The following is a 16,353-nucleotide window of genomic DNA, read 5'->3' as shown; positions in this document are numbered from 1 at the left end:
TCGGCATGCCGTGGTGGTCATGGATGGGGCGCTATGGCACCAACCAAGTTTGGATCAAGACAATGTGACCATGCTTAAATTGCCTCCCTACTCACCTGAACTTAACCCTGCTGAACAGGTATGGCAGTACCTTAAACAGCATTGGTTGTCTAATCGCTGTTTTGAGAGTTATGATGCGATTGTCGATGCGGCATGTGACGCTTGGAATGCATTGTGTAATGAGACTAACTTAATTAGGTCTATCACTCAGCGGGAGTGGTGCGACTTGAGTGTTATTTTTTAGAATTGGTATTAGCAGCAGCCACTTTATTTTAGGAATTAAAAAACCCTTACAACCGTTGAGTTGTAAGGGTTTGAAGTTGGTGGGCCCAGCTGGACTCGAACCAGCGACCAAAGGATTATGAGTCCTGACCAATGGGCATAACTGACTATCACCCAGTATCACTTAAACGCTAGATATGTAACCGTATTACGGGGCTTAGCGGTTAATGGCTTAAAAAAGTATCACTCAGTTTATCGCACTTTACCGCAAAAGAGGGTACTATATGGGTACTAAATTAGTACCCGAGTTAGTGCCATGAAAACCAAACTTACTACAAACAAAATTGAGAAGCTGCAACCCCAGGACAAACAGTATTTTGTCTATGATGACAAGTTTGCAGGCTTCGGCTTGCGAGTGTCTCCTGGCGGCTCAAAATCATTTTTCTATCAAGGGCGTATTGGCGGGATAGGCCAGCCTAAGCGTGTAACTTTAGGCAAGTACCCGTTAATGAGTCTGCAGGACGCAATTGACGCAGCAAGTCTGATGAGTAAGCAAATGGCGGGAGGGATTGATCCAAGACGTCAGAAAACCGAGCAGCTTGAGAAAAACAAGAAGTTTGCAAGGGAGCAAGTTAGAAAATCGCTTACTTTTGGTGACTTATTCACTCACTATATAAATACTCACAAATCTGAATGGTCAGAGGGTTATCTTAGGGATCATTTAGAATCTGCTAGACCCTACTTAGATGATAAAACTTATAAAGCTCAGCCAATAGGTAATATCTGGGAAGTACCTCTAGCAGAACTAACTCCGGACTTTGTTGAATCTTGGATTAGAAAAGAAAGCGAGACAAGGCCTACAACTACAGCTAAAAGCTTTCGCATGTTCAAGGCTTGTGCCAATTGGGCAGAAGATACTGAAAAGTATTCAGGATTGATACCTGCTAAAACCTACAATAGCAGGAAAGTTAATAAAGCAGTGCAGGGGGTAAGGCCACACAAAGGCGCCCTACAAAAACAGCAGTTAAAAACTTGGTTTGAGGTTGTAGATCAGATTGATGAAGTACAAAGAGCTGCATTAATCTCTATGCTGATTAATGGCTCAAGACCAGGAGAGATGCTATCGCTTGAGTGGGGTAGTGTCGATTTTGAATGGGACACTATTACTATTATAGATAAGGTGGACCAGTGGGAACGCGTGATACCGCTTACGCCCTTTGTTAAGCAGACAATCAAGGCGCTACCAAAAGTTAATGAGTATGTATTTGGTAGTCTTAATACACATACCGGCCATGTTGAGATAACTAAGAAATATAGAACGCTATTGGTTGAAAACGGCTTACCTAATCTACCACCAAAAGCCATGCGCAAATCATTTAGAACATTGTCGGAATGGGTGGAAATGCCTCACGGTGTGGCCAATCAGATTATGGGCCATAGACCAAGTGCTATTGATGAAAAGCACTATGTAGACCGGCCCATTGACTTGCTTAGAATGTGGCATACTAAAATTGAGGACTTCATACTAAAAGAGGCCGGAATAAATACCGACCTCTTTGATAACTCATAAATCTAACAATTCACGTATATCCCGCATACGCCAATACGGTGTGCCATTAATATACTTAGGCGATAAGGACCCATTTGATTGACTGCACCAGTTGCGTAGGGTAGCAGGGCTGTAGCCAAGCATACTTGCTGCCAAAATATGATTAACGTGAGGTGTGCCCGCATAAATAGCGGTATGTACTAGCTTTTCGCCATCGTACCGCAGTATCTTATGTGCGTACTTTACAAGCTCAAGCCCACGTTTACCAGATGCCTTTAATTTGTCGATATTAATATCGGTTTCAATAACTGCCATTTGTACTTAACTCCCATTCTTCTAAAAAATCATCAACCCATGCTTTGTTTGTCACTACCAAGCCATCATGCATATATTGATAAATCACATAGCCATCACTTGCATCGATAACTGTGCAAGTGACGCCAGGCTTTGATTTGTGTTTATATGTCACGCCATCGCCTCAAACATATCCAACTGACCAGACTCTTCAGGGTTTAAGTTACGCTCCAGCCGACAGGCTAAAGCGTAAGCTAGTGAGTCATAACCCTCATCTGTTGCCAACGCTATCAATTCAAATTCAGATGCATTAGCGAATCGGCGGTTCATTAACAGGTCCATGATTAACCCTCAGCACCAATTTCTTCAGCGATCATGTCTAGCGTGTCGCTAAGTAGCTGTAAATCAGGCTGTGCAAAGTCACCAGACTTGTCTTCAATTACACCGCGCATACGCTCAACATCATCTAATGACTGGCATGATTTGATGTTATTCATAAGATTGGCGTACTCAAGCTCCAGCTTTTTATCTTTCCAAGCTTGGCGTAGTTCTGCTAAATCATCATCTTTCAAAGTGATGCTACTGTTCTCAGTAAGTTCTTTAATTTCTTTGCCGATACCATTAATCTGCTCTAAGTTTTCAGCTTGGCCAATAAAGTTGATTAATTGAGTGGTATCAAAATACTCAATAGCCGGCGCTTCAACTGTTGCCGCCTTTGCTTTGACACGCTCAAGCAGGGCAGAGGCACCGGCGTTTTTGGTCTTAACCGGCTTGGCTGGAGTAACGTCAATCGCACGGTCTTTTTCTTCTTCAGTGATGCCAAAGCCACTTAGCACGTCAGCGAACTTGTCACGTAGAGCGTAAGCACGTGCACGGTTTTTCATCATGCGCTTGGGATACTGAGTCCAAGGACCTTGTTTCCCAGCCAACCCTGCTTTTTTAGCGTCTTGCATACTAAAGGTTACGCTGTGTGGCTCTTGACCAATACGCTTAACAGTGACCGTTGCATATTCATCGGTGACTTCTTCAGTGATATCTTCAAGCATTCCTGAGCTTTGGCAAATGGCCACTACAGCATCACCCCAGATAGTAGGACGGCCATTAACTACAGCGATGTTTTGCAATGATTGCAGGGGTTTTAATCCGATCTCGCTACCCATTTGCATAGCGATTAAAATATCAGCCGGTTTACCTTTGAAGTTTTTGGGCACCATTTCAGATGCTGCTAACATTTCGCTAAACTGCCAGGCTTCTTGATAGTTTTGAGGATTGATAAAACCAGATGATTGAGTTTGTTGAGGTAAGTTATTCATTGTTTTGTTCCTTATTTAATGATTATTTGATTCGCATCACACGGCTGGCTGACTGTTTGACGTACTTGGCAGCAAGCTCGGGCATATCTTTTTTAAAGCTATTGCTATCAAATCGATTGCTGACCTGAGCCTTATATGTCACTGCAATATCACCATCAATCGCCAGCGCTTCATTGTCACCAATCGTGCAAATAAGCTTGGTTTGAGCGGCTTCAATCTGTTTTTTAAGTAGCTTTTCAGCTTCTTTGAGCTCAACGTATTCGTTAAACACTTTGACTTCTTCGCTATCAATATTCACATCAACCACAGTATCAGGGTTGTGAGTGGGATACTTATTCTTAGCGTTTTGAAGCGTGGTTGGCTCCGGTGGCACACCTGCTAATACATTGTTAACCCAAAAGTCTTCGGCCACTTCAAACAACACATCGATTAACTCTTGATTGCGCTCGATGCGATACTGACGGTACTTATTACCACCGATTAAAACAGCCATGTAGCAAACTTGGGTATCAGTCACGCCCATATACCACTGTGCTTGACACATATACTGATCAGGTACTTGATCAGATTCTTCATCCCCCCAGTCTTTAGCGACGTACTCAGATGCTGTCTTAATCTCTAAGATAGTATCGGTAGTAAGCTTGCCGTCTTTAAATCTAACGTTGCCGCTAATCTCTGGATTGATAACAGCGCGGTCAATGTTGGCAACTGCAAATTTATGGACCGGATGACGCATCATGAAGTTGACGTTTTGGATCTTAAGGTCGTTGCGCTTAGCAAACTCAGTAGCGACTACTGGTTCTAAGGTGGTGCCCCAGTAAGCAGGTTCGCCGGCGGTATCTTCAACTGGCTGCGTTTTGCTGACATAAACATCGTAGGCGGTAGCGTAGGGGTTAACACCCATAATTGCTGATATATCACTGCCACCAATACCGGTTTGACGAGCCGTTAACCATTCTTCACGGCTCATGTTTTTGGTGCTAAGCGCAAGGTTTGATGCGTACTTTTTAAAGCTTTCTAAGATTGCTAAATTACTCATAATCTTTTGCCTCCATTTGGCTCATTTCATAATCGTAGTTATCAATGAATTGTTGTTGATTGTCCGCTTGCTTATCGAGAGTAAGCAGTGCGACATGGGTTGAACAGCCACCTACAATGGCTGCTAATAGAGCTGTAGCTAATGCCTTCATCATGCGCCCACCTCGTTAACTTCAATGACTTCTTGAAAATCTACCCAGCGCTTTAAGCTATGAATGATTTGACCACGTGCTTGCATGATTGTTTCCCCATAGACGTAGTCAGTAATGTACGCCCCTTGGTCGATGTAACTGACTCGATATAACTTTTCCATCACCATCCCCTTAACCGTATAAAAAATCAGAATTTGTGAAACCAAGACTGGCCATAGTGTCACGCTCTTCATAAGGCTCTTCACCCCATAGCATTGGCTCGATTTGGTCACGCATGATGTTGAAAATCTCGTCAGTGATTTCGAACTGCATTGGCTCTTCACCGTCTTTTAATGCTTCAATAACTTCCAGCTTTTGGATATTGCCGTGTTCGTCTGAGACGAAGGCCACTTTGATAAGGTCCCAGCCTTGCTCAAAATGAAAGTTGCCGGTTTTTTTGCGATAACCTTCGTTAATTTCGTAGTCATAACCAAGGTCCAACTTGAGTTTTTCTAAAATTGCTGTCATAATGATTTCCTCGCTTTAGTGAGAAGCCCCTTTGATGTCCAGTCGTGAGGGGCTTTTTTGTGGGTGACTGTTTAGTTAGTACGCGATAGCCGTCGATTAAAACGGCTATGACTTACTAGCTATTGCTGCACCTAAAAGGGTAGATTGACCGTAAAGCCAACCACTCTGTATTTCTGTTTACGCGCTTTAATGACATTTCTGATAGCTCTGATTGCGTTGTCATCTTCTACATACATACAACCTTCACCATTCCATAACTTAAACTCGAACCACTTACTTCTCATGCAGACTCCTTTTTAATATGCTGATAGACAGCGCGGTGGCAGCCTTCTAATAACTTCGTTGTCACCTTTTGTCTTCCGCTTTTAGTGAAGATGTTGTGCTTGGTATCTACATAATCAGTATCAAACGACTCTGCGTAGTAAGCTGCCTCATTACGTAAACCTCTTGCTTTTCTTCCGTTCATATCTCTATCCTCGTTGTGGTCATAGACCGTTGGTTAACACACAACAGCCGACTACTTGAATCGGCTGTAATTTGTTAGCCTTTAATCATGTTTTTATATAGTCACTAGCATCATCGTCTGATTGCTTGTCTTTGTTGATGTTTATTAGTTTAACAAATTAAACCTTTGTGTCAAGAAAAAAGTTCAATAAATTAAACTTATTTATTAAAGGCAATAAAAAACCGCCCTCAAGGCGGCTTCGTTCACATCATTTTGTGTTTTTTAAGAAACAAAGGATTTTGCTTCTTGAATTGCGGGCACAAGACACTCTTTATGAGGGCTTGGTGGCAGGGTTTGAGTATAGAAAAATCAGTAATAGTTATTTATTGAATTAAAGTTTATCAACTCTAAATTAGATCATTTATCATGCTATAGGCACAAATATTTCTAACTATCCTCTCTCCAACCGTATCAGGATAGGCTTTAGTCAAACTTCTGCTTGTAAAATGCTTCTCATTGGAGTTCATTAAAACTTCATTTTTAGATCCATAAATAACTGTACTAGGAGAGAAGAGAGATATCTTGTCACAATCAACGATGTAAAAATTATAAGAATAACTTCCTCCTAGTGGTTTAAGTCTATGGCCTTTCAAATAATCATATCTAATAAATGCCGACGAATAGCTTTCACTAGAAAAAAACGGCTCATCGTAGTATTTTCTTGCGGATTCGATATCAATAAAAGTTTGAATATCCTCTTCAGCTGATTTCCCCAAATCAACCCAATGAGCCGCCCCCGCCGAAACGCTAGCAGCTCCAGCCAACATCATTGCAAGCAATTTTTTCATACCCAGTCCTTATAAGCTTAGATTATTGTTGCTTTTTTATTGCTACTATATTACCCAATAATAACTGACCATAACAAGCCATGAGAGGGGAGGCAATAAGAAGCCGCCACTGGAGGCGGATAAAACCCTTCAAATAATTGTGGATAAAAGAAGGGCTTAATGCTATCGTTTAAGACTACTTTATTTCATTATTAAGGTGGTAGTTTATGAAGGTTTGGTCAGCACTGCTTATCTCTATGCTTATGATGGCGCCAGTAATGGAAGCGAATGCTCGTAACCAACCGTGCTCTAAAAGCATGGGCGGAGTCTCGCACTGTAAGGACGGCAAGTTTGTCTGTAAAAATGGCAAAATCAGTAAGTCTAAGCAAGTGTGTAAGATGTAAAACAGTGGTTTAAGAGTAATTTGATACCTATCGGCTTATTTGAGTTGATAGGTATTTTTTTGATAATAAAAAACCGCCACTGGGGCGGTTTAGAAAAAAATAAATTATTATTTATGCAGCCGTTTGAATATTACTTAAGGGAACGACTTTTGCAACTGAAGAAAGGATTTTAGCTTCTTGAATAGACTTTTTATTGTTTCGATCGTCTATAACTACTTCGAACTTATAGTCAGACTGAACAAGATTATGAACATCATGAATCTTTCTGAGCAAGGATCCAGTAGCACTATGATGACTACTTGTAAAGTCCAGTAAAACATCATCAGCTAAGAAATCAAACACGTACTCACTGCCTGAAATTCCATTGATATGATAATCATACGTAACTTCATCATGATTTTTTTTAAGATATGAAAATATATCCTCAAGAATCAAGTCGCGATTAATTTCAACAGTGGTCTTAGGTTTATAATTTGTTAAATAGCTAAATAAACTTAAGAATTCTGCTAAAGCATCAGTTTTTTCAAATACTTCAGCTCGTCTAAAAAAATTGTATCCATTAAATTCAATTTTATTATCAAACTTACTTAATATGTTGCTGATTATTTTTTTAGACTGACCAGGGTTTGGAAGAGAGAGCTCAAGTGAATGAAGATTAACCCCGTAATCGTCAAGAATTAACTGCTCATGTTGACGAAGAATGTAAAAAGACACAGGGTCTCCACTAGCAAAAGTTTGAGGTGTAGTGACACAAATTGTGTCCTCAAACTGCCTAGTATTGAAGCCTAAAGTTTCAATTTCTTTAAAAAGGTTCATATTATAACCCCAATCCATCACTAATTATTGGCTCGTAATGACGACCCTGAATTGTTATGTTTGTCGCATTGCAAAAATACTTTAGCCAGTCATACCAAGTATCACTATTATAGTTCATATTGTTTATCTTTTCTGTGTTATAGAGGTTGTGAGTGTGGCTGCCGTAAATCTCAACACCACCTTTTTCTCTATGGCTGAGCTTAAAATCAGGATACACTTCAACTTGAAAAATAATATTTACATGCTTTTTATACACTAATTGCAGTGCAAACGAATGGTATACAAAATCAGGATAAGCCCTGCATTCAATTTCTACGAACAATCCCTCTTCAACATTTTTATCCATCAATGTATGTGCATTGCGCCACTTTAAAGCAAGCTTGTAACTGCCTTTCCTGCTATATCTTGTGAAATCAATATCTTCATATATATATTTCTGTTTCTCAAGAAATGTTTTTAAGGCATCAATAGGTAGATTGTAACTTCTCTGTTCAGACACGCTTACTTCCTAATATCTATGGTTTATATTAACTTCTTCTTGTGCTCGATCGCCACACCTAAAACATCAAAGGTTATGTTGGAAGAGTTCTCTATATATCATTCTGCTAGTGAAAAGTTTGTTGCCTGCAGGAAAATGGCAAGATACAGACATAATGCCTCCAGTTTTAAATATCAAATCTTTACCAGTCGGAGACGTTATAACCGTACTTCTTGGCAAGCTCAACAGTATCACCGTCAAAATTATGACAAGCTTGCGCATAAAGTATGCCGTCACCATACAGAATCAGGGCAATCGCACTATAGAAAATAGCTGCTTTAAATTAGGTTATCTAAACTAAAAGGATTAAATAGTTAGAAACTATAACTAAAATATTTTTATATATCTCGTGTTTTTGTTATTTGCGTCCGAAAGTTGGTGATAACATCTGTAAAAGGTCAATAATTAATTAAAATGTAGCTAAAATTAATTTGTAGTGCGATTGCCCTGCATACAGAACGCCAGGCATTGCCATATCTGTATTAATAGGCAGTGTTGTGATTTGGTCCCCATTTTGAACAGTAGGTGAGGATAAAGAACAAGTTATAAATAAATTATGGGAGTGATGATTCCAAACGATTTTCTTAGAGTCCCAAGCCTGTCTACCACCGACAACGTTTAGTTTAATGAGGTGATAACCAGGCTGATTTTCAATTAATTCAAACTTCATGACCTTTGCAATGCTGCAGGGGTCGTGATAACAATTTTCAGAAATTGCACCTTTTTGAATGCCCCTATGATCAAAGGTAGGAGCAGCGAACGCAGATGTACTTAGTGCACTTAAAATAGTAATGAATAGCATCTTCTTCATAATATATCCTTATTAATTATCCCATAAATGACCATTCATACCGCAGTTCCTTTCCAGTGCGTTTATGATCTCTTCTGACTCATATTCGCCAGCACGCCAAGAATCTACGCTACGTTGAATATATGACCGACAGTTACTAGGCAAGCCTGAATCATTAGAAAATTTAGGCTCGCTATTGGGGTCGCCACTGCACCCAGCCAAAGATATTAATGCGATAGATAATGCAAATAGTCTAATCATTTTAATTTCTTCTTATGTTCAACAGCCACGCCACAAACTGTGAACGGAGTATGCCTACTATCAATGATAGGGAAGTCAGGGTTTAGAGGTACCAGCTCACAATACTCAACGCCCTCATCATCAAACCCACGTGGCCGCCATTTTTTAAACGTTACAGCATTTTCACCTGCCTTTTTAGCAACGACATAATCACCAGGTGAGGGTTGCATATCGGGATTAATAAGAACTAATTCCTCGGGATAAAAGTCCGGAATCATGCTAAGCCCGTTGAGCTCAACCCAATAAGAATTTTTGGGGTGTTTTGTGCTTACAGGCTCAAACCTATCAGCAATCGCGTCGTCAAAATACTCACAAAACTCACCGGCTTGGACATAGTTAAGCACAGGAGCCATTCTGATTTCATGCTTATCTACCGGCCTTACATTGCTAAAAGAATGGTTTTTAGACTCCCGTCCTGTAACTAACCAATCTACTGACACTCCAAGCGCTTTTGCCAAATCCCCCAGGGCTACAGTATCGTCTGGGGTAGTTTTGCCGCTTATCCAGTTTGAGACTGTGCCCTTACTAACTCCCGTCGCTTTAACAAGATCAACTTGCTTCAATCCCTTCTCATCTTTGGCGTATATCAACCTGTCTCTAAATGTATCTAGCTTCATAACTAAACCTTGTTTAACTTATTAAACATAATTTACCACTGTCAGTTGATAAGCGCTTAAACTTATGGTTTAATATATTAAACTAATAGTTTAAGGAAATGAACATGACAGTAGATGACCTAAAAAGGTTTTATAAAGTCAAAACCTTGGAGGAGGTGGGCAAACGAGTTGGCAAATCTAAAGGGTCAATCAGTCTTTGGAACGCCAATGGCATCCCGCCTGAACAACAAGCAATTATCCAGATTCGGACTAACAACAAGCTCAAAGCTGATTTATCAACTTTAACCATAGAGGAGGCTTAACTATGTGCCATACCCCGATATATGCATTATCAGATGAATTGCGTGAAACCGCACGAGAGAACCATCGCATTTTATTGCAGCGACTTGCAGATGTTGGTCAAAAAACAGTTGCTGAAATTGTTGGTATTACTGAAAGCAAGATGAGTCGTTTGAAAGACACGACAGACGGGAAGGGTGACCTTGAGCTCTTTGCTTCGATTGCTGCCGTGCTCGGTATAAAGCTGACAGATAGGGATGCCGTTTACTGTGACCGAGACATGGCCCAGGCAATGGCCACTATGCTACGCACGAGCGTAAACAGCCCTGATTTTATCGACATTATTTTTAGCGGTGGAGATAAGAAGTAATGGCTATGAAAATCACTCATCCGCTACAAGCCAAGGTTGATCAGATTATAAAAAAAGAGCTTGGCACAGAATTGGTGGAAGGCGTGCAGATATCGCTCACAAGTTTTGAGCATATTCGAAACAAAGAATACGTGCGCAGACGATTAGAGCAGAGGGGGTTTAAACAGATAAAAGGTTCAACTATCAGATACTCGTATCAGATAGTGATCGATGAACGCCCGCCAAGTTGCCGCAAGTACAGCAAAGAAGATGTGCTTAATCGATTTAAACATGAGGCTGGGATTATCTCGAACGAAGGGTTAAAGCTGTCTGAAAGAAACAAACTATCCAGGACTATTACTTATCTTAGACAGATTGGATATGTGATTGAGTCAAAAAGAGACTGGTCAAAAAAGGCGGGTACAGCTGTCACGACCTACAAATTAAAAAACCTCTGATAACTGCGAATTATCAGAGGCGTGTTAATTAACCATCAAAAAGTAACTAACAAGGATATTTAATCATGAATACGGTTTATAGGCAATCACCAATGAGAGAAACAGGCTATACGCAGATTGATAACAAGATTTTTGACGCACAGCCATTCTTATCGCCCGCTGCATTTGGTGTTCTTCTACGCATGGTGAGAATGATAGACGGTTATGGAAATACCGATAAATCTCTATCGAATAGCTTTTTACAAGAAACCTGTAATTTGAGCAAAAACACGGTTTCAAAAGTAGTAAATGAGCTGGTTGATTTTGGCTTTTTAACTGCCAAAAGACAGCAAAGAAAGACAACAATTTACAGTCTAAATTATGAAAATATCGCCAATTTCGACCCCAAAAAACTAGGTCAAAATTTAGCATCCCAAAATTTAGCATCCCAAAATTTGACCATTAGATTCCCAAAATTTGACCAAGATAGCTCCCAAAATTTGGGAAGTAATAAAGAAAAAGAAAGAAAAGTAATTAAAGAAAAGTATAAAGAAAAAAATAATAAAAAAGAAAAGCCAGCCGAGCCTGACAAATCCAAAAAAACAAATCAGTTTGTTAAGCCTAGTGTTAATCAGATTAAAAGTTATTTTTCTGAACTAGGTCGTAGTGATTCACAAGCAATTGCTGAAAGGTTTTTTGATTACTACGAATCGAACGGCTGGAAGGTTGGTAGATCATCGATGAAAAGCTGGCAAGCAACTTGTCGCAACTGGAATCGAAATAACAAGCAGACCGCAGCTAAGCAAAACACAGGAAATCAGAATACAGGACTTAATCATGCAATCAATCAACCAGCTAACAACCCAGCTAACGAACAGACAAAGAAATCAAGCGCAGACATCTACGCAGAAAACCTTGCCAGAGACCTTGCACAGCAGTACCCAGACGAATTCGCAAACGTGCCTTTCTAAGCAGCAGATAGCCAGTTTGTTTGCAGGGTGGAAAAAGTTATTTAGATCAAAAATCAAAGATGAGGACTGGGGTGTTGACACACTGACCGTCTGGTATATCGCATTAACCGACCTAGGCATGACACAAGACGAGTTCAACCAAGCTAAGCGTAAGTCGTTAAGTCTTTCATGGCCACCAACAGCCCCAGCTGATTTTTTAGAGTTAGCGAGAGCTGGCAAACAAGGTGAGTACCTAGACACACAAACCGCATTTGAGACAGCCTGTAGATGCGCAGGAATGCGCGGAGACGTCGAAAGAGACTGGAGGCACCCAACTGTACTAGAAACTGCAAATCGCATTGGATGGGGAGTGTTAGCTCAAGCTACAAACGGATTCATCAAGTATTTTGAGCAAGTTTATTCAGGAGTTATCGCAGAACACCAGAGTGGTGCTGAATTTACCATACCAGAAGCTAGACGCATTGAGGCGCCAAAGAAAACCAAGCTCGATGACGATAGCCCGGTAGCTCAAGACTGGGAAAAACTAAAAGCAAGAATGTTAGGGAAGCGGAGAGAGTCAGCATGAAAAAACACATCGGTACAGGCAAGGAAGTCAAGAAATCCGAATGGCTAGGGGTTAACAAGGTGAAAGTCACTTACTCAGACTTATCAAGCGAAGAGTTAACGCGCCAGGCTTATGAGCAGGTTATTAGGGAAGTTAGGCAGGACAACTAATCAAATAGGCAATTAAAAGAGCGTGAGTAGCTCAAATTTAATTAGAAACTCAAAATATGAGTAAGGGTAGCCAAAGGAATTTAAACGCACGTTAGAACGCAAATAAGGGGGGATTTGGTGAAGAAGTACAGAAATAAACCAAAGGTGCTAAACGGCATCAAGTTTGACAGCCAGAAAGAAGCCAGGCGATACCAAGAATTAAAGCTGCTTGAAAGAGCAGGGAAGATTAAAGACCTAGAAGTTCAGCCAAGGTTTAGCCTGATAAGAGGGGTGAAGTTTAGCAGCGATAAGCGAGCCAAGCCGGATTTGCGTTATTTTGCAGACTTTGCTTATACAGACATGGAAACTGGCGAGCGGGTGGTTGAGGACGTGAAGTCAGTAGCCACGAAAGAAAGCACGGTCTACAAGATGAAGCGGCACATGATGCTGGCAATACACGGGATTGAGGTTAGGGAGATTTAACGATGGACTATCCAATCAGAATCTTAAGCGACATACGCGGTCAAATCGTGGCAGTAGTGGATGTGAACGGCAATGAGTACACAGTGCAAATGAATTCAATTGGGGTGCCGACAGCTGAAAGAAATGAGTTGATCAGGAAGCTGGCAGTTGAGCAGGCAAACAAGGCGGTCCGGTAATTTACTTTAGTTTACTTTTATATTGTTTCGGGGTTTTATGATTGATTTAATTAATGACTGCTCAATTGAGGAGATTTTAACAGCTTGGGGTCGATGGGCTGGTCAAGGTAACTCTAACGGCTCATATCTTGGCTATAAGTCGTTTCACAGTGTTATATTTGGCTCATGTGGTGGAGGTGGCGTCAGTGTCAGTCAAGACGATGACATGATGGCAGTTGGTAGGGCTATGAGTCAATTAAAAGCCCTTAATCCGTTTTATTTTAAGATGCTCAAGCTTAGATACTTGTACGGCTACAGCTACACAAGATTGGCGAGTAAGCTAAGCCGAGATTTACCGGAGTATCGCAATAACCACAAACGCATGTGTCATAAGACAGCCAAAGTTTTGGTTGGTGAAGCACATGAGGCTATTGAAAGGCTGCTATGAGAACTTTTGGCTATGACCCTTGTAAGCTTTCAAAGCATTACACGCTCGATGAATTAGAACGAATGTTAAAAGAAGTGACAGAGCAGCACACCAAAAGCGATGAAGAGCGGGCAAACCAAACATGCATGGAGAGGCTGTATCTGATTGATAAAAAAGGGCGTTGGAAGTGTGATCAGATAACGTGGGCCATGTATTATTTAACTAAGAATAAAAATAATTCTTGATTTTCACCCGAGGAAGTAGTACAAATGTGCTATATTGGCACGAAGTTATGAATAGGCGACAGGTTAACCACCTTGTCGCTTTTTTTGTGCCTGAATGTTTGTCCTTACCCACGTCTAAACAGCGTGGGCTTTTTTATACCTGGGATTTATCATGGCTCTTTACTTGATATCGTCTAAAGAGATACATGATAAGCATCACCAGGCTGAAAATTACGCAGCCAAGAATGCATACAAAGAGATATTGCGGTTAAGGGCAGAGCGCGGAAGTAGCGAAGCTAGGTATTATTTTAATCTTATTAATCGGAGTTTAGCGGAGGGCTGAGCATGTCAAAGTCTAAAAAACTAAACTCTAAATTAATGCAGTTGTTTGTGCTTGAGTACATCAAAGATTTCAATGCAGCCCAAGCAGCTATCAGGGCAGGGTATAAATCTGACACTGCAAGACAAAAAGCTTATGGGTTGCTAAAAGATGAGCGGATCAAGCAAGCGATAGCTTCGTCAATCGCAGAGCGAAAAGAGCGCCTGCGTATTGACGCTGACAACGTGCTTTACAAGTGGTGGCAGATTGCAACCGCTGATTATAACGAGCTGACCCAATTGCGACGGGTTAACTGCCGTTACTGCTGGGGGAATGAGCATGAATATCAATGGACTCCGAAAGAGTACGAGAAAGCTTGTCATGAATCTGAAATTAACATGGCTGCTGATCCGACTAACATTGGCGGACTAAACTTTGACGCGAACCGTCCACCGCACCCTGATTGCCCAGAGTGCAACGGCAACGGAGTTGAACAGGTTTATATCGCAGATACTACCAAGCTGTCACCTGAAGCTAGTTTGATTTATCAAGGCGTTAAGCAAACCAAATTCGGACTTGAGGTTACAACAGTGGACAGAATGAAGGCGCTGGATAATGTCGCTAGGCACCTTGGGATGTTTAAAGATAAGGTCGAGCATACTGGCGCTGATGGTGGACCTATCGTTACTGCAAACTTAACGCCCGATCAAGTTATTGAGCGGATGAAAGAATTGGATGATGAATACTAATGCTCAAGACTTACTTGCTAAACAGGCTAAAGCTCAGACTGATTTTTACTGGTTCAGTCGCTACATGTTTTACCAGCGCAAGCACTTTAAGTGGATGCACAATTGGCACCACGAAGAGATTTGTCGCAAGTTAGAGGCGGTTTACCGTGGCGAGATCACACGCTTAATTATTAACATGCCGCCGCGTTACTCAAAGACTGAATTGGTTATCGTAAACTTTATCGCTTGGTGCATGGGCAAGACACCTGACAGCGAATTTATTTATACGTCATACAGCGCGGACTTGGCTCATAACTACAATGCTCAAGCAAGGGATTTAATTAAGACTGAAGCCTATCAAGAGTTGTTCCCAGATACTCAAATTGCGACAGATAAAGATGCTAAGGGGCACTGGGGTACTACTAATGGTGGTGTGGCTTATTCAGCCGGTGTAGGCGGTACGATGACTGGTTACGGCGCTGGTAAGATGCGTGAAGAGTTTGGTGGGGCTATCTTAATTGATGATCCGCACAAGGCATCTGAGGCGCGTAGCAAGAAACGCAGGCAAAATATCCAAGAGTGGTTTAGTGAGACTCTTAAATCACGTCTTAACGACCCTAAACGCACGCCAATGATTTTAATCATGCAGAGATTGCATGAAGATGATTTGACGGGTTATTTGCTATCAGGCGGTGACGATGACGAGTGGGAGCACTTGCTATTACCCGCTATCCAAGCAGATGGCACAGCGCTATGGCCAGATAAGCATGACATAACCAAGCTTAAAGCAATGCAAGAGGCGAATCCTTACATGTTTGCAGGTCAGTATCAACAGACACCAACGCCAGGCGAGGGTGGTGAGTTCAAGGTTGATAAGCTTGAGATTGTTGACGCATTACCGGCCACTGCTAAGAAGTCATGTCGTGGTTGGGATTTGGGAGCGACTGCAAATGATGGCGACCCGACAGCGGGTGTAAAAATCTGGGACGGTGGTGACGGTTATTACTATGTTGAGGATGTTGAGCGTGGTCAATGGGACAGCAGTACAGTCCGCTCAACGATTAAGCTAACTGCCCAATTAGACGGCAAATTAACCGCCATTAGACTACCGCAAGACCCTGGACAGGCTGGTAAGGACCAGGCCAAGTCTTATACAAGATTGTTAGCCGGTTACAACGTGGCAATTCTGCCAGTTAGCGGTGACAAAATTACAAGGGCCGAACCATTTGCAGCACAAGTTAACGCGGGTAACGTTAGGCTAATTAAAGGCGATTGGAATAAAGCTTACATTGATGAGCTTAAGCTATTCCCACTGGGCGCTAATGACGATCAGGTTGATGGCAGTGCTGATGCTTTCAATCATTTATTTGACTTTGAAAATCAAGACGACGCACCTCCAGCACCGATTCCTATAGTCACTAATTATTGGTAATAAAC

29 protein-coding genes are annotated in these 16,353 nt (G+C 41.4%); 14 read left to right on the top strand and 15 right to left on the bottom strand.

Annotated features, from left to right (window positions below; translation table 11 throughout):
- Together A1232T_RS09705 and A1232T_RS09700 are read left to right on the top strand one after the other, a co-directional pair.
- The coding region (locus A1232T_RS09705; protein WP_425272051.1) for a transposase at positions 1-283 on the top strand (283 nt) is incomplete at its 5' end.
- 294 nt (positions 284-577) lie between these two features.
- Positions 578-1,831, top strand: coding sequence for a tyrosine-type recombinase/integrase (locus A1232T_RS09700; RefSeq protein ID WP_077449226.1), 1,254 nt, complete (start codon positions 578-580; stop codon positions 1,829-1,831).
- Here the strand turns inward: A1232T_RS09700 and A1232T_RS09695 are convergent.
- The 11 genes from A1232T_RS09695 to A1232T_RS09670 form a co-directional block, all read right to left on the bottom strand.
- The gene (locus tag A1232T_RS09695; protein WP_077449225.1) at positions 1,826-2,125 is read right to left on the bottom strand and encodes a hypothetical protein; all 300 of its coding nucleotides are present in this window, start codon (positions 2,123-2,125) and stop codon (positions 1,826-1,828) included. The two genes, A1232T_RS09700 and A1232T_RS09695, sit on opposite strands and share 6 nt — an antisense overlap.
- Positions 2,112-2,279 (bottom strand): hypothetical protein, encoded by a 168-nt coding sequence (locus A1232T_RS14155; protein ID WP_167367063.1) that lies wholly within the window; start codon positions 2,277-2,279, stop codon positions 2,112-2,114. Before A1232T_RS14155 ends, A1232T_RS09695 begins: the two co-directional genes overlap by 14 nt.
- Positions 2,276-2,446 carry a hypothetical protein gene (locus A1232T_RS14150; RefSeq protein WP_167367062.1) on the bottom strand — a complete coding sequence of 57 codons (171 nt, stop codon included), beginning with the start codon at positions 2,444-2,446 and terminating at the stop codon, positions 2,276-2,278. The genes A1232T_RS14155 and A1232T_RS14150 overlap by 4 nt, the downstream gene beginning before the upstream one ends.
- A 2-nt stretch (positions 2,447-2,448) precedes the next feature.
- On the bottom strand, positions 2,449-3,417 hold the full coding sequence (locus A1232T_RS09690; protein ID WP_077449224.1) for a hypothetical protein: 969 nt from the start codon (positions 3,415-3,417) through the stop codon (positions 2,449-2,451).
- 22 nt (positions 3,418-3,439) lie between these two features.
- Positions 3,440-4,456, bottom strand: coding sequence for a YqaJ viral recombinase family nuclease (locus A1232T_RS09685; protein WP_077449223.1), 1,017 nt, complete (start codon positions 4,454-4,456; stop codon positions 3,440-3,442).
- Positions 4,449-4,610, bottom strand: coding sequence for a hypothetical protein (locus tag A1232T_RS14145; protein WP_167367061.1), 162 nt, complete (start codon positions 4,608-4,610; stop codon positions 4,449-4,451). Before A1232T_RS14145 ends, A1232T_RS09685 begins: the two co-directional genes overlap by 8 nt.
- The gene (locus A1232T_RS14140) at positions 4,607-4,768 is read right to left on the bottom strand and encodes a hypothetical protein (RefSeq protein WP_167367060.1); all 162 of its coding nucleotides are present in this window, start codon (positions 4,766-4,768) and stop codon (positions 4,607-4,609) included. The genes A1232T_RS14145 and A1232T_RS14140 overlap by 4 nt, the downstream gene beginning before the upstream one ends.
- Before the next feature lie 10 nt (positions 4,769-4,778).
- Positions 4,779-5,114, bottom strand: coding sequence for a hypothetical protein (locus A1232T_RS09680; RefSeq protein ID WP_077449222.1), 336 nt, complete (start codon positions 5,112-5,114; stop codon positions 4,779-4,781).
- 131 nt (positions 5,115-5,245) lie between these two features.
- Positions 5,246-5,398, bottom strand: coding sequence for a hypothetical protein (locus A1232T_RS14135; protein WP_167367059.1), 153 nt, complete (start codon positions 5,396-5,398; stop codon positions 5,246-5,248).
- Entirely contained in the window at positions 5,395-5,580 is a 186-nt protein-coding gene (locus tag A1232T_RS09675; RefSeq protein ID WP_077449221.1) for a hypothetical protein, read from the bottom strand. The genes A1232T_RS14135 and A1232T_RS09675 overlap by 4 nt, the downstream gene beginning before the upstream one ends.
- Positions 5,581-5,966: 386 nt before the next feature.
- Complete coding sequence (locus A1232T_RS09670; RefSeq protein WP_077449220.1) at positions 5,967-6,407, bottom strand: hypothetical protein; 441 nt, start codon at positions 6,405-6,407, stop codon at positions 5,967-5,969.
- 206 nt (positions 6,408-6,613) lie between these two features.
- Between A1232T_RS09670 and A1232T_RS14130 the strand changes: the two genes are divergently transcribed.
- On the top strand, positions 6,614-6,790 hold the full coding sequence (locus A1232T_RS14130) for a YdcA family protein (RefSeq protein WP_167367058.1): 177 nt from the start codon (positions 6,614-6,616) through the stop codon (positions 6,788-6,790).
- A 111-nt stretch (positions 6,791-6,901) separates the two neighbouring features.
- On the opposite strand, the gene A1232T_RS09665 is transcribed toward A1232T_RS14130, so the two are convergent.
- The 4 genes from A1232T_RS09665 to A1232T_RS09645 form a co-directional block, all read right to left on the bottom strand.
- A complete protein-coding gene (locus A1232T_RS09665) occupies positions 6,902-7,606 on the bottom strand; it encodes a DUF1828 domain-containing protein (RefSeq protein ID WP_167367057.1) in 705 nt (234 codons plus the stop codon).
- Between the two features lies 1 nt (position 7,607).
- A complete protein-coding gene (locus tag A1232T_RS09660; protein WP_077449218.1) occupies positions 7,608-8,105 on the bottom strand; it encodes a hypothetical protein in 498 nt (165 codons plus the stop codon).
- Positions 8,106-8,553: 448 nt separating this feature from the next.
- A complete protein-coding gene (locus tag A1232T_RS09655) occupies positions 8,554-8,955 on the bottom strand; it encodes a hypothetical protein (RefSeq protein ID WP_077449217.1) in 402 nt (133 codons plus the stop codon).
- Between the two features lie 236 nt (positions 8,956-9,191).
- The gene (locus A1232T_RS09645; protein ID WP_077449215.1) at positions 9,192-9,851 is read right to left on the bottom strand and encodes a LexA family protein; all 660 of its coding nucleotides are present in this window, start codon (positions 9,849-9,851) and stop codon (positions 9,192-9,194) included.
- Between the two features lie 104 nt (positions 9,852-9,955).
- Between A1232T_RS09645 and A1232T_RS09640 the strand changes: the two genes are divergently transcribed.
- From A1232T_RS09640 to terL, 11 genes are all read left to right on the top strand, one after another.
- A complete protein-coding gene (locus tag A1232T_RS09640) occupies positions 9,956-10,153 on the top strand; it encodes a helix-turn-helix domain-containing protein (protein WP_041773321.1) in 198 nt (65 codons plus the stop codon).
- A gap of 2 nt (positions 10,154-10,155) precedes the next feature.
- Positions 10,156-10,500 (top strand): CII family transcriptional regulator, encoded by a 345-nt coding sequence (locus tag A1232T_RS09635; RefSeq protein ID WP_077449214.1) that lies wholly within the window; start codon positions 10,156-10,158, stop codon positions 10,498-10,500.
- A 5-nt stretch (positions 10,501-10,505) separates the two neighbouring features.
- Positions 10,506-10,937 (top strand): hypothetical protein, encoded by a 432-nt coding sequence (locus tag A1232T_RS09630; protein ID WP_143513979.1) that lies wholly within the window; start codon positions 10,506-10,508, stop codon positions 10,935-10,937.
- Between the two features lie 65 nt (positions 10,938-11,002).
- Entirely contained in the window at positions 11,003-11,887 is an 885-nt protein-coding gene (locus A1232T_RS09625) for a replication protein (protein ID WP_077449212.1), read from the top strand.
- The gene (locus tag A1232T_RS09620; protein WP_244152446.1) at positions 11,832-12,452 is read left to right on the top strand and encodes a hypothetical protein; all 621 of its coding nucleotides are present in this window, start codon (positions 11,832-11,834) and stop codon (positions 12,450-12,452) included. The genes A1232T_RS09625 and A1232T_RS09620 overlap by 56 nt, the downstream gene beginning before the upstream one ends.
- The gene (locus A1232T_RS14125; RefSeq protein ID WP_167367056.1) at positions 12,449-12,601 is read left to right on the top strand and encodes a hypothetical protein; all 153 of its coding nucleotides are present in this window, start codon (positions 12,449-12,451) and stop codon (positions 12,599-12,601) included. Before A1232T_RS09620 ends, A1232T_RS14125 begins: the two co-directional genes overlap by 4 nt.
- A gap of 117 nt (positions 12,602-12,718) precedes the next feature.
- Positions 12,719-13,063 carry a DUF1064 domain-containing protein gene (locus A1232T_RS09615; protein WP_077449210.1) on the top strand — a complete coding sequence of 115 codons (345 nt, stop codon included), beginning with the start codon at positions 12,719-12,721 and terminating at the stop codon, positions 13,061-13,063.
- A 2-nt stretch (positions 13,064-13,065) separates the two neighbouring features.
- Positions 13,066-13,239: a hypothetical protein gene (locus A1232T_RS14120; protein ID WP_167367055.1), complete on the top strand. Its 174-nt coding sequence runs from the start codon at positions 13,066-13,068 to the stop codon at positions 13,237-13,239.
- A 37-nt stretch (positions 13,240-13,276) separates the two neighbouring features.
- The gene (locus A1232T_RS09610; protein ID WP_077449209.1) at positions 13,277-13,666 is read left to right on the top strand and encodes an antiterminator Q family protein; all 390 of its coding nucleotides are present in this window, start codon (positions 13,277-13,279) and stop codon (positions 13,664-13,666) included.
- Between the two features lie 548 nt (positions 13,667-14,214).
- Positions 14,215-14,937, top strand: coding sequence for a terminase small subunit (locus tag A1232T_RS09600; protein WP_077449207.1), 723 nt, complete (start codon positions 14,215-14,217; stop codon positions 14,935-14,937).
- Positions 14,927-16,348 carry a phage terminase large subunit gene (gene terL / locus A1232T_RS09595; protein ID WP_077449206.1) on the top strand — a complete coding sequence of 474 codons (1,422 nt, stop codon included), beginning with the start codon at positions 14,927-14,929 and terminating at the stop codon, positions 16,346-16,348. Before A1232T_RS09600 ends, terL begins: the two co-directional genes overlap by 11 nt.
- The last annotated feature ends 5 nt before the right edge of the window (positions 16,349-16,353 follow it).

The organism is Psychrobacter pasteurii (genome assembly GCF_900162815.1).
In the GTDB taxonomy this organism is placed as follows: domain Bacteria; phylum Pseudomonadota; class Gammaproteobacteria; order Pseudomonadales; family Moraxellaceae; genus Psychrobacter; species Psychrobacter pasteurii.
Note: the sequence above shows the minus strand (reverse complement) of the source record. Positions and strands in the feature narration are given on the sequence as shown.

What these genes read in the sequence shown, in the direction of transcription:
- A1232T_RS09655 (WP_077449217.1), bottom strand. Translation starts at nt 8,955, where the DNA reads ATGAAGAAGATGCTATTCATTACTATTTTAAGTGCACTAAGTACATCT.
- A1232T_RS09685 (WP_077449223.1), bottom strand. Translation starts at nt 4,456, where the DNA reads ATGAGTAATTTAGCAATCTTAGAAAGCTTTAAAAAGTACGCATCAAAC.
- A1232T_RS09600 (WP_077449207.1), top strand. Translation starts at nt 14,215, where the DNA reads ATGTCAAAGTCTAAAAAACTAAACTCTAAATTAATGCAGTTGTTTGTG.
- A1232T_RS14135 (WP_167367059.1), bottom strand. Translation starts at nt 5,398, where the DNA reads ATGAGAAGTAAGTGGTTCGAGTTTAAGTTATGGAATGGTGAAGGTTGT.
- A1232T_RS09630 (WP_143513979.1), top strand. Translation starts at nt 10,506, where the DNA reads ATGAAAATCACTCATCCGCTACAAGCCAAGGTTGATCAGATTATAAAA.
- A1232T_RS09610 (WP_077449209.1), top strand. Translation starts at nt 13,277, where the DNA reads ATGATTGATTTAATTAATGACTGCTCAATTGAGGAGATTTTAACAGCT.
- A1232T_RS09670 (WP_077449220.1), bottom strand. Translation starts at nt 6,407, where the DNA reads ATGAAAAAATTGCTTGCAATGATGTTGGCTGGAGCTGCTAGCGTTTCG.
- A1232T_RS09665 (WP_167367057.1), bottom strand. Translation starts at nt 7,606, where the DNA reads ATGAACCTTTTTAAAGAAATTGAAACTTTAGGCTTCAATACTAGGCAG.
- A1232T_RS09700 (WP_077449226.1), top strand. Translation starts at nt 578, where the DNA reads ATGAAAACCAAACTTACTACAAACAAAATTGAGAAGCTGCAACCCCAG.
- A1232T_RS14120 (WP_167367055.1), top strand. Translation starts at nt 13,066, where the DNA reads ATGGACTATCCAATCAGAATCTTAAGCGACATACGCGGTCAAATCGTG.
- A1232T_RS09635 (WP_077449214.1), top strand. Translation starts at nt 10,156, where the DNA reads ATGTGCCATACCCCGATATATGCATTATCAGATGAATTGCGTGAAACC.
- A1232T_RS09690 (WP_077449224.1), bottom strand. Translation starts at nt 3,417, where the DNA reads ATGAATAACTTACCTCAACAAACTCAATCATCTGGTTTTATCAATCCT.
- terL (WP_077449206.1), top strand. Translation starts at nt 14,927, where the DNA reads ATGAATACTAATGCTCAAGACTTACTTGCTAAACAGGCTAAAGCTCAG.
- A1232T_RS09675 (WP_077449221.1), bottom strand. Translation starts at nt 5,580, where the DNA reads ATGAACGGAAGAAAAGCAAGAGGTTTACGTAATGAGGCAGCTTACTAC.
- A1232T_RS09640 (WP_041773321.1), top strand. Translation starts at nt 9,956, where the DNA reads ATGACAGTAGATGACCTAAAAAGGTTTTATAAAGTCAAAACCTTGGAG.
- A1232T_RS09695 (WP_077449225.1), bottom strand. Translation starts at nt 2,125, where the DNA reads ATGGCAGTTATTGAAACCGATATTAATATCGACAAATTAAAGGCATCT.
- A1232T_RS14125 (WP_167367056.1), top strand. Translation starts at nt 12,449, where the DNA reads ATGAAAAAACACATCGGTACAGGCAAGGAAGTCAAGAAATCCGAATGG.
- A1232T_RS09645 (WP_077449215.1), bottom strand. Translation starts at nt 9,851, where the DNA reads ATGAAGCTAGATACATTTAGAGACAGGTTGATATACGCCAAAGATGAG.
- A1232T_RS09625 (WP_077449212.1), top strand. Translation starts at nt 11,003, where the DNA reads ATGAATACGGTTTATAGGCAATCACCAATGAGAGAAACAGGCTATACG.
- A1232T_RS14150 (WP_167367062.1), bottom strand. Translation starts at nt 2,446, where the DNA reads ATGGACCTGTTAATGAACCGCCGATTCGCTAATGCATCTGAATTTGAA.
- A1232T_RS14145 (WP_167367061.1), bottom strand. Translation starts at nt 4,610, where the DNA reads ATGATGAAGGCATTAGCTACAGCTCTATTAGCAGCCATTGTAGGTGGC.
- A1232T_RS14140 (WP_167367060.1), bottom strand. Translation starts at nt 4,768, where the DNA reads ATGGAAAAGTTATATCGAGTCAGTTACATCGACCAAGGGGCGTACATT.
- A1232T_RS09680 (WP_077449222.1), bottom strand. Translation starts at nt 5,114, where the DNA reads ATGACAGCAATTTTAGAAAAACTCAAGTTGGACCTTGGTTATGACTAC.
- A1232T_RS14130 (WP_167367058.1), top strand. Translation starts at nt 6,614, where the DNA reads ATGAAGGTTTGGTCAGCACTGCTTATCTCTATGCTTATGATGGCGCCA.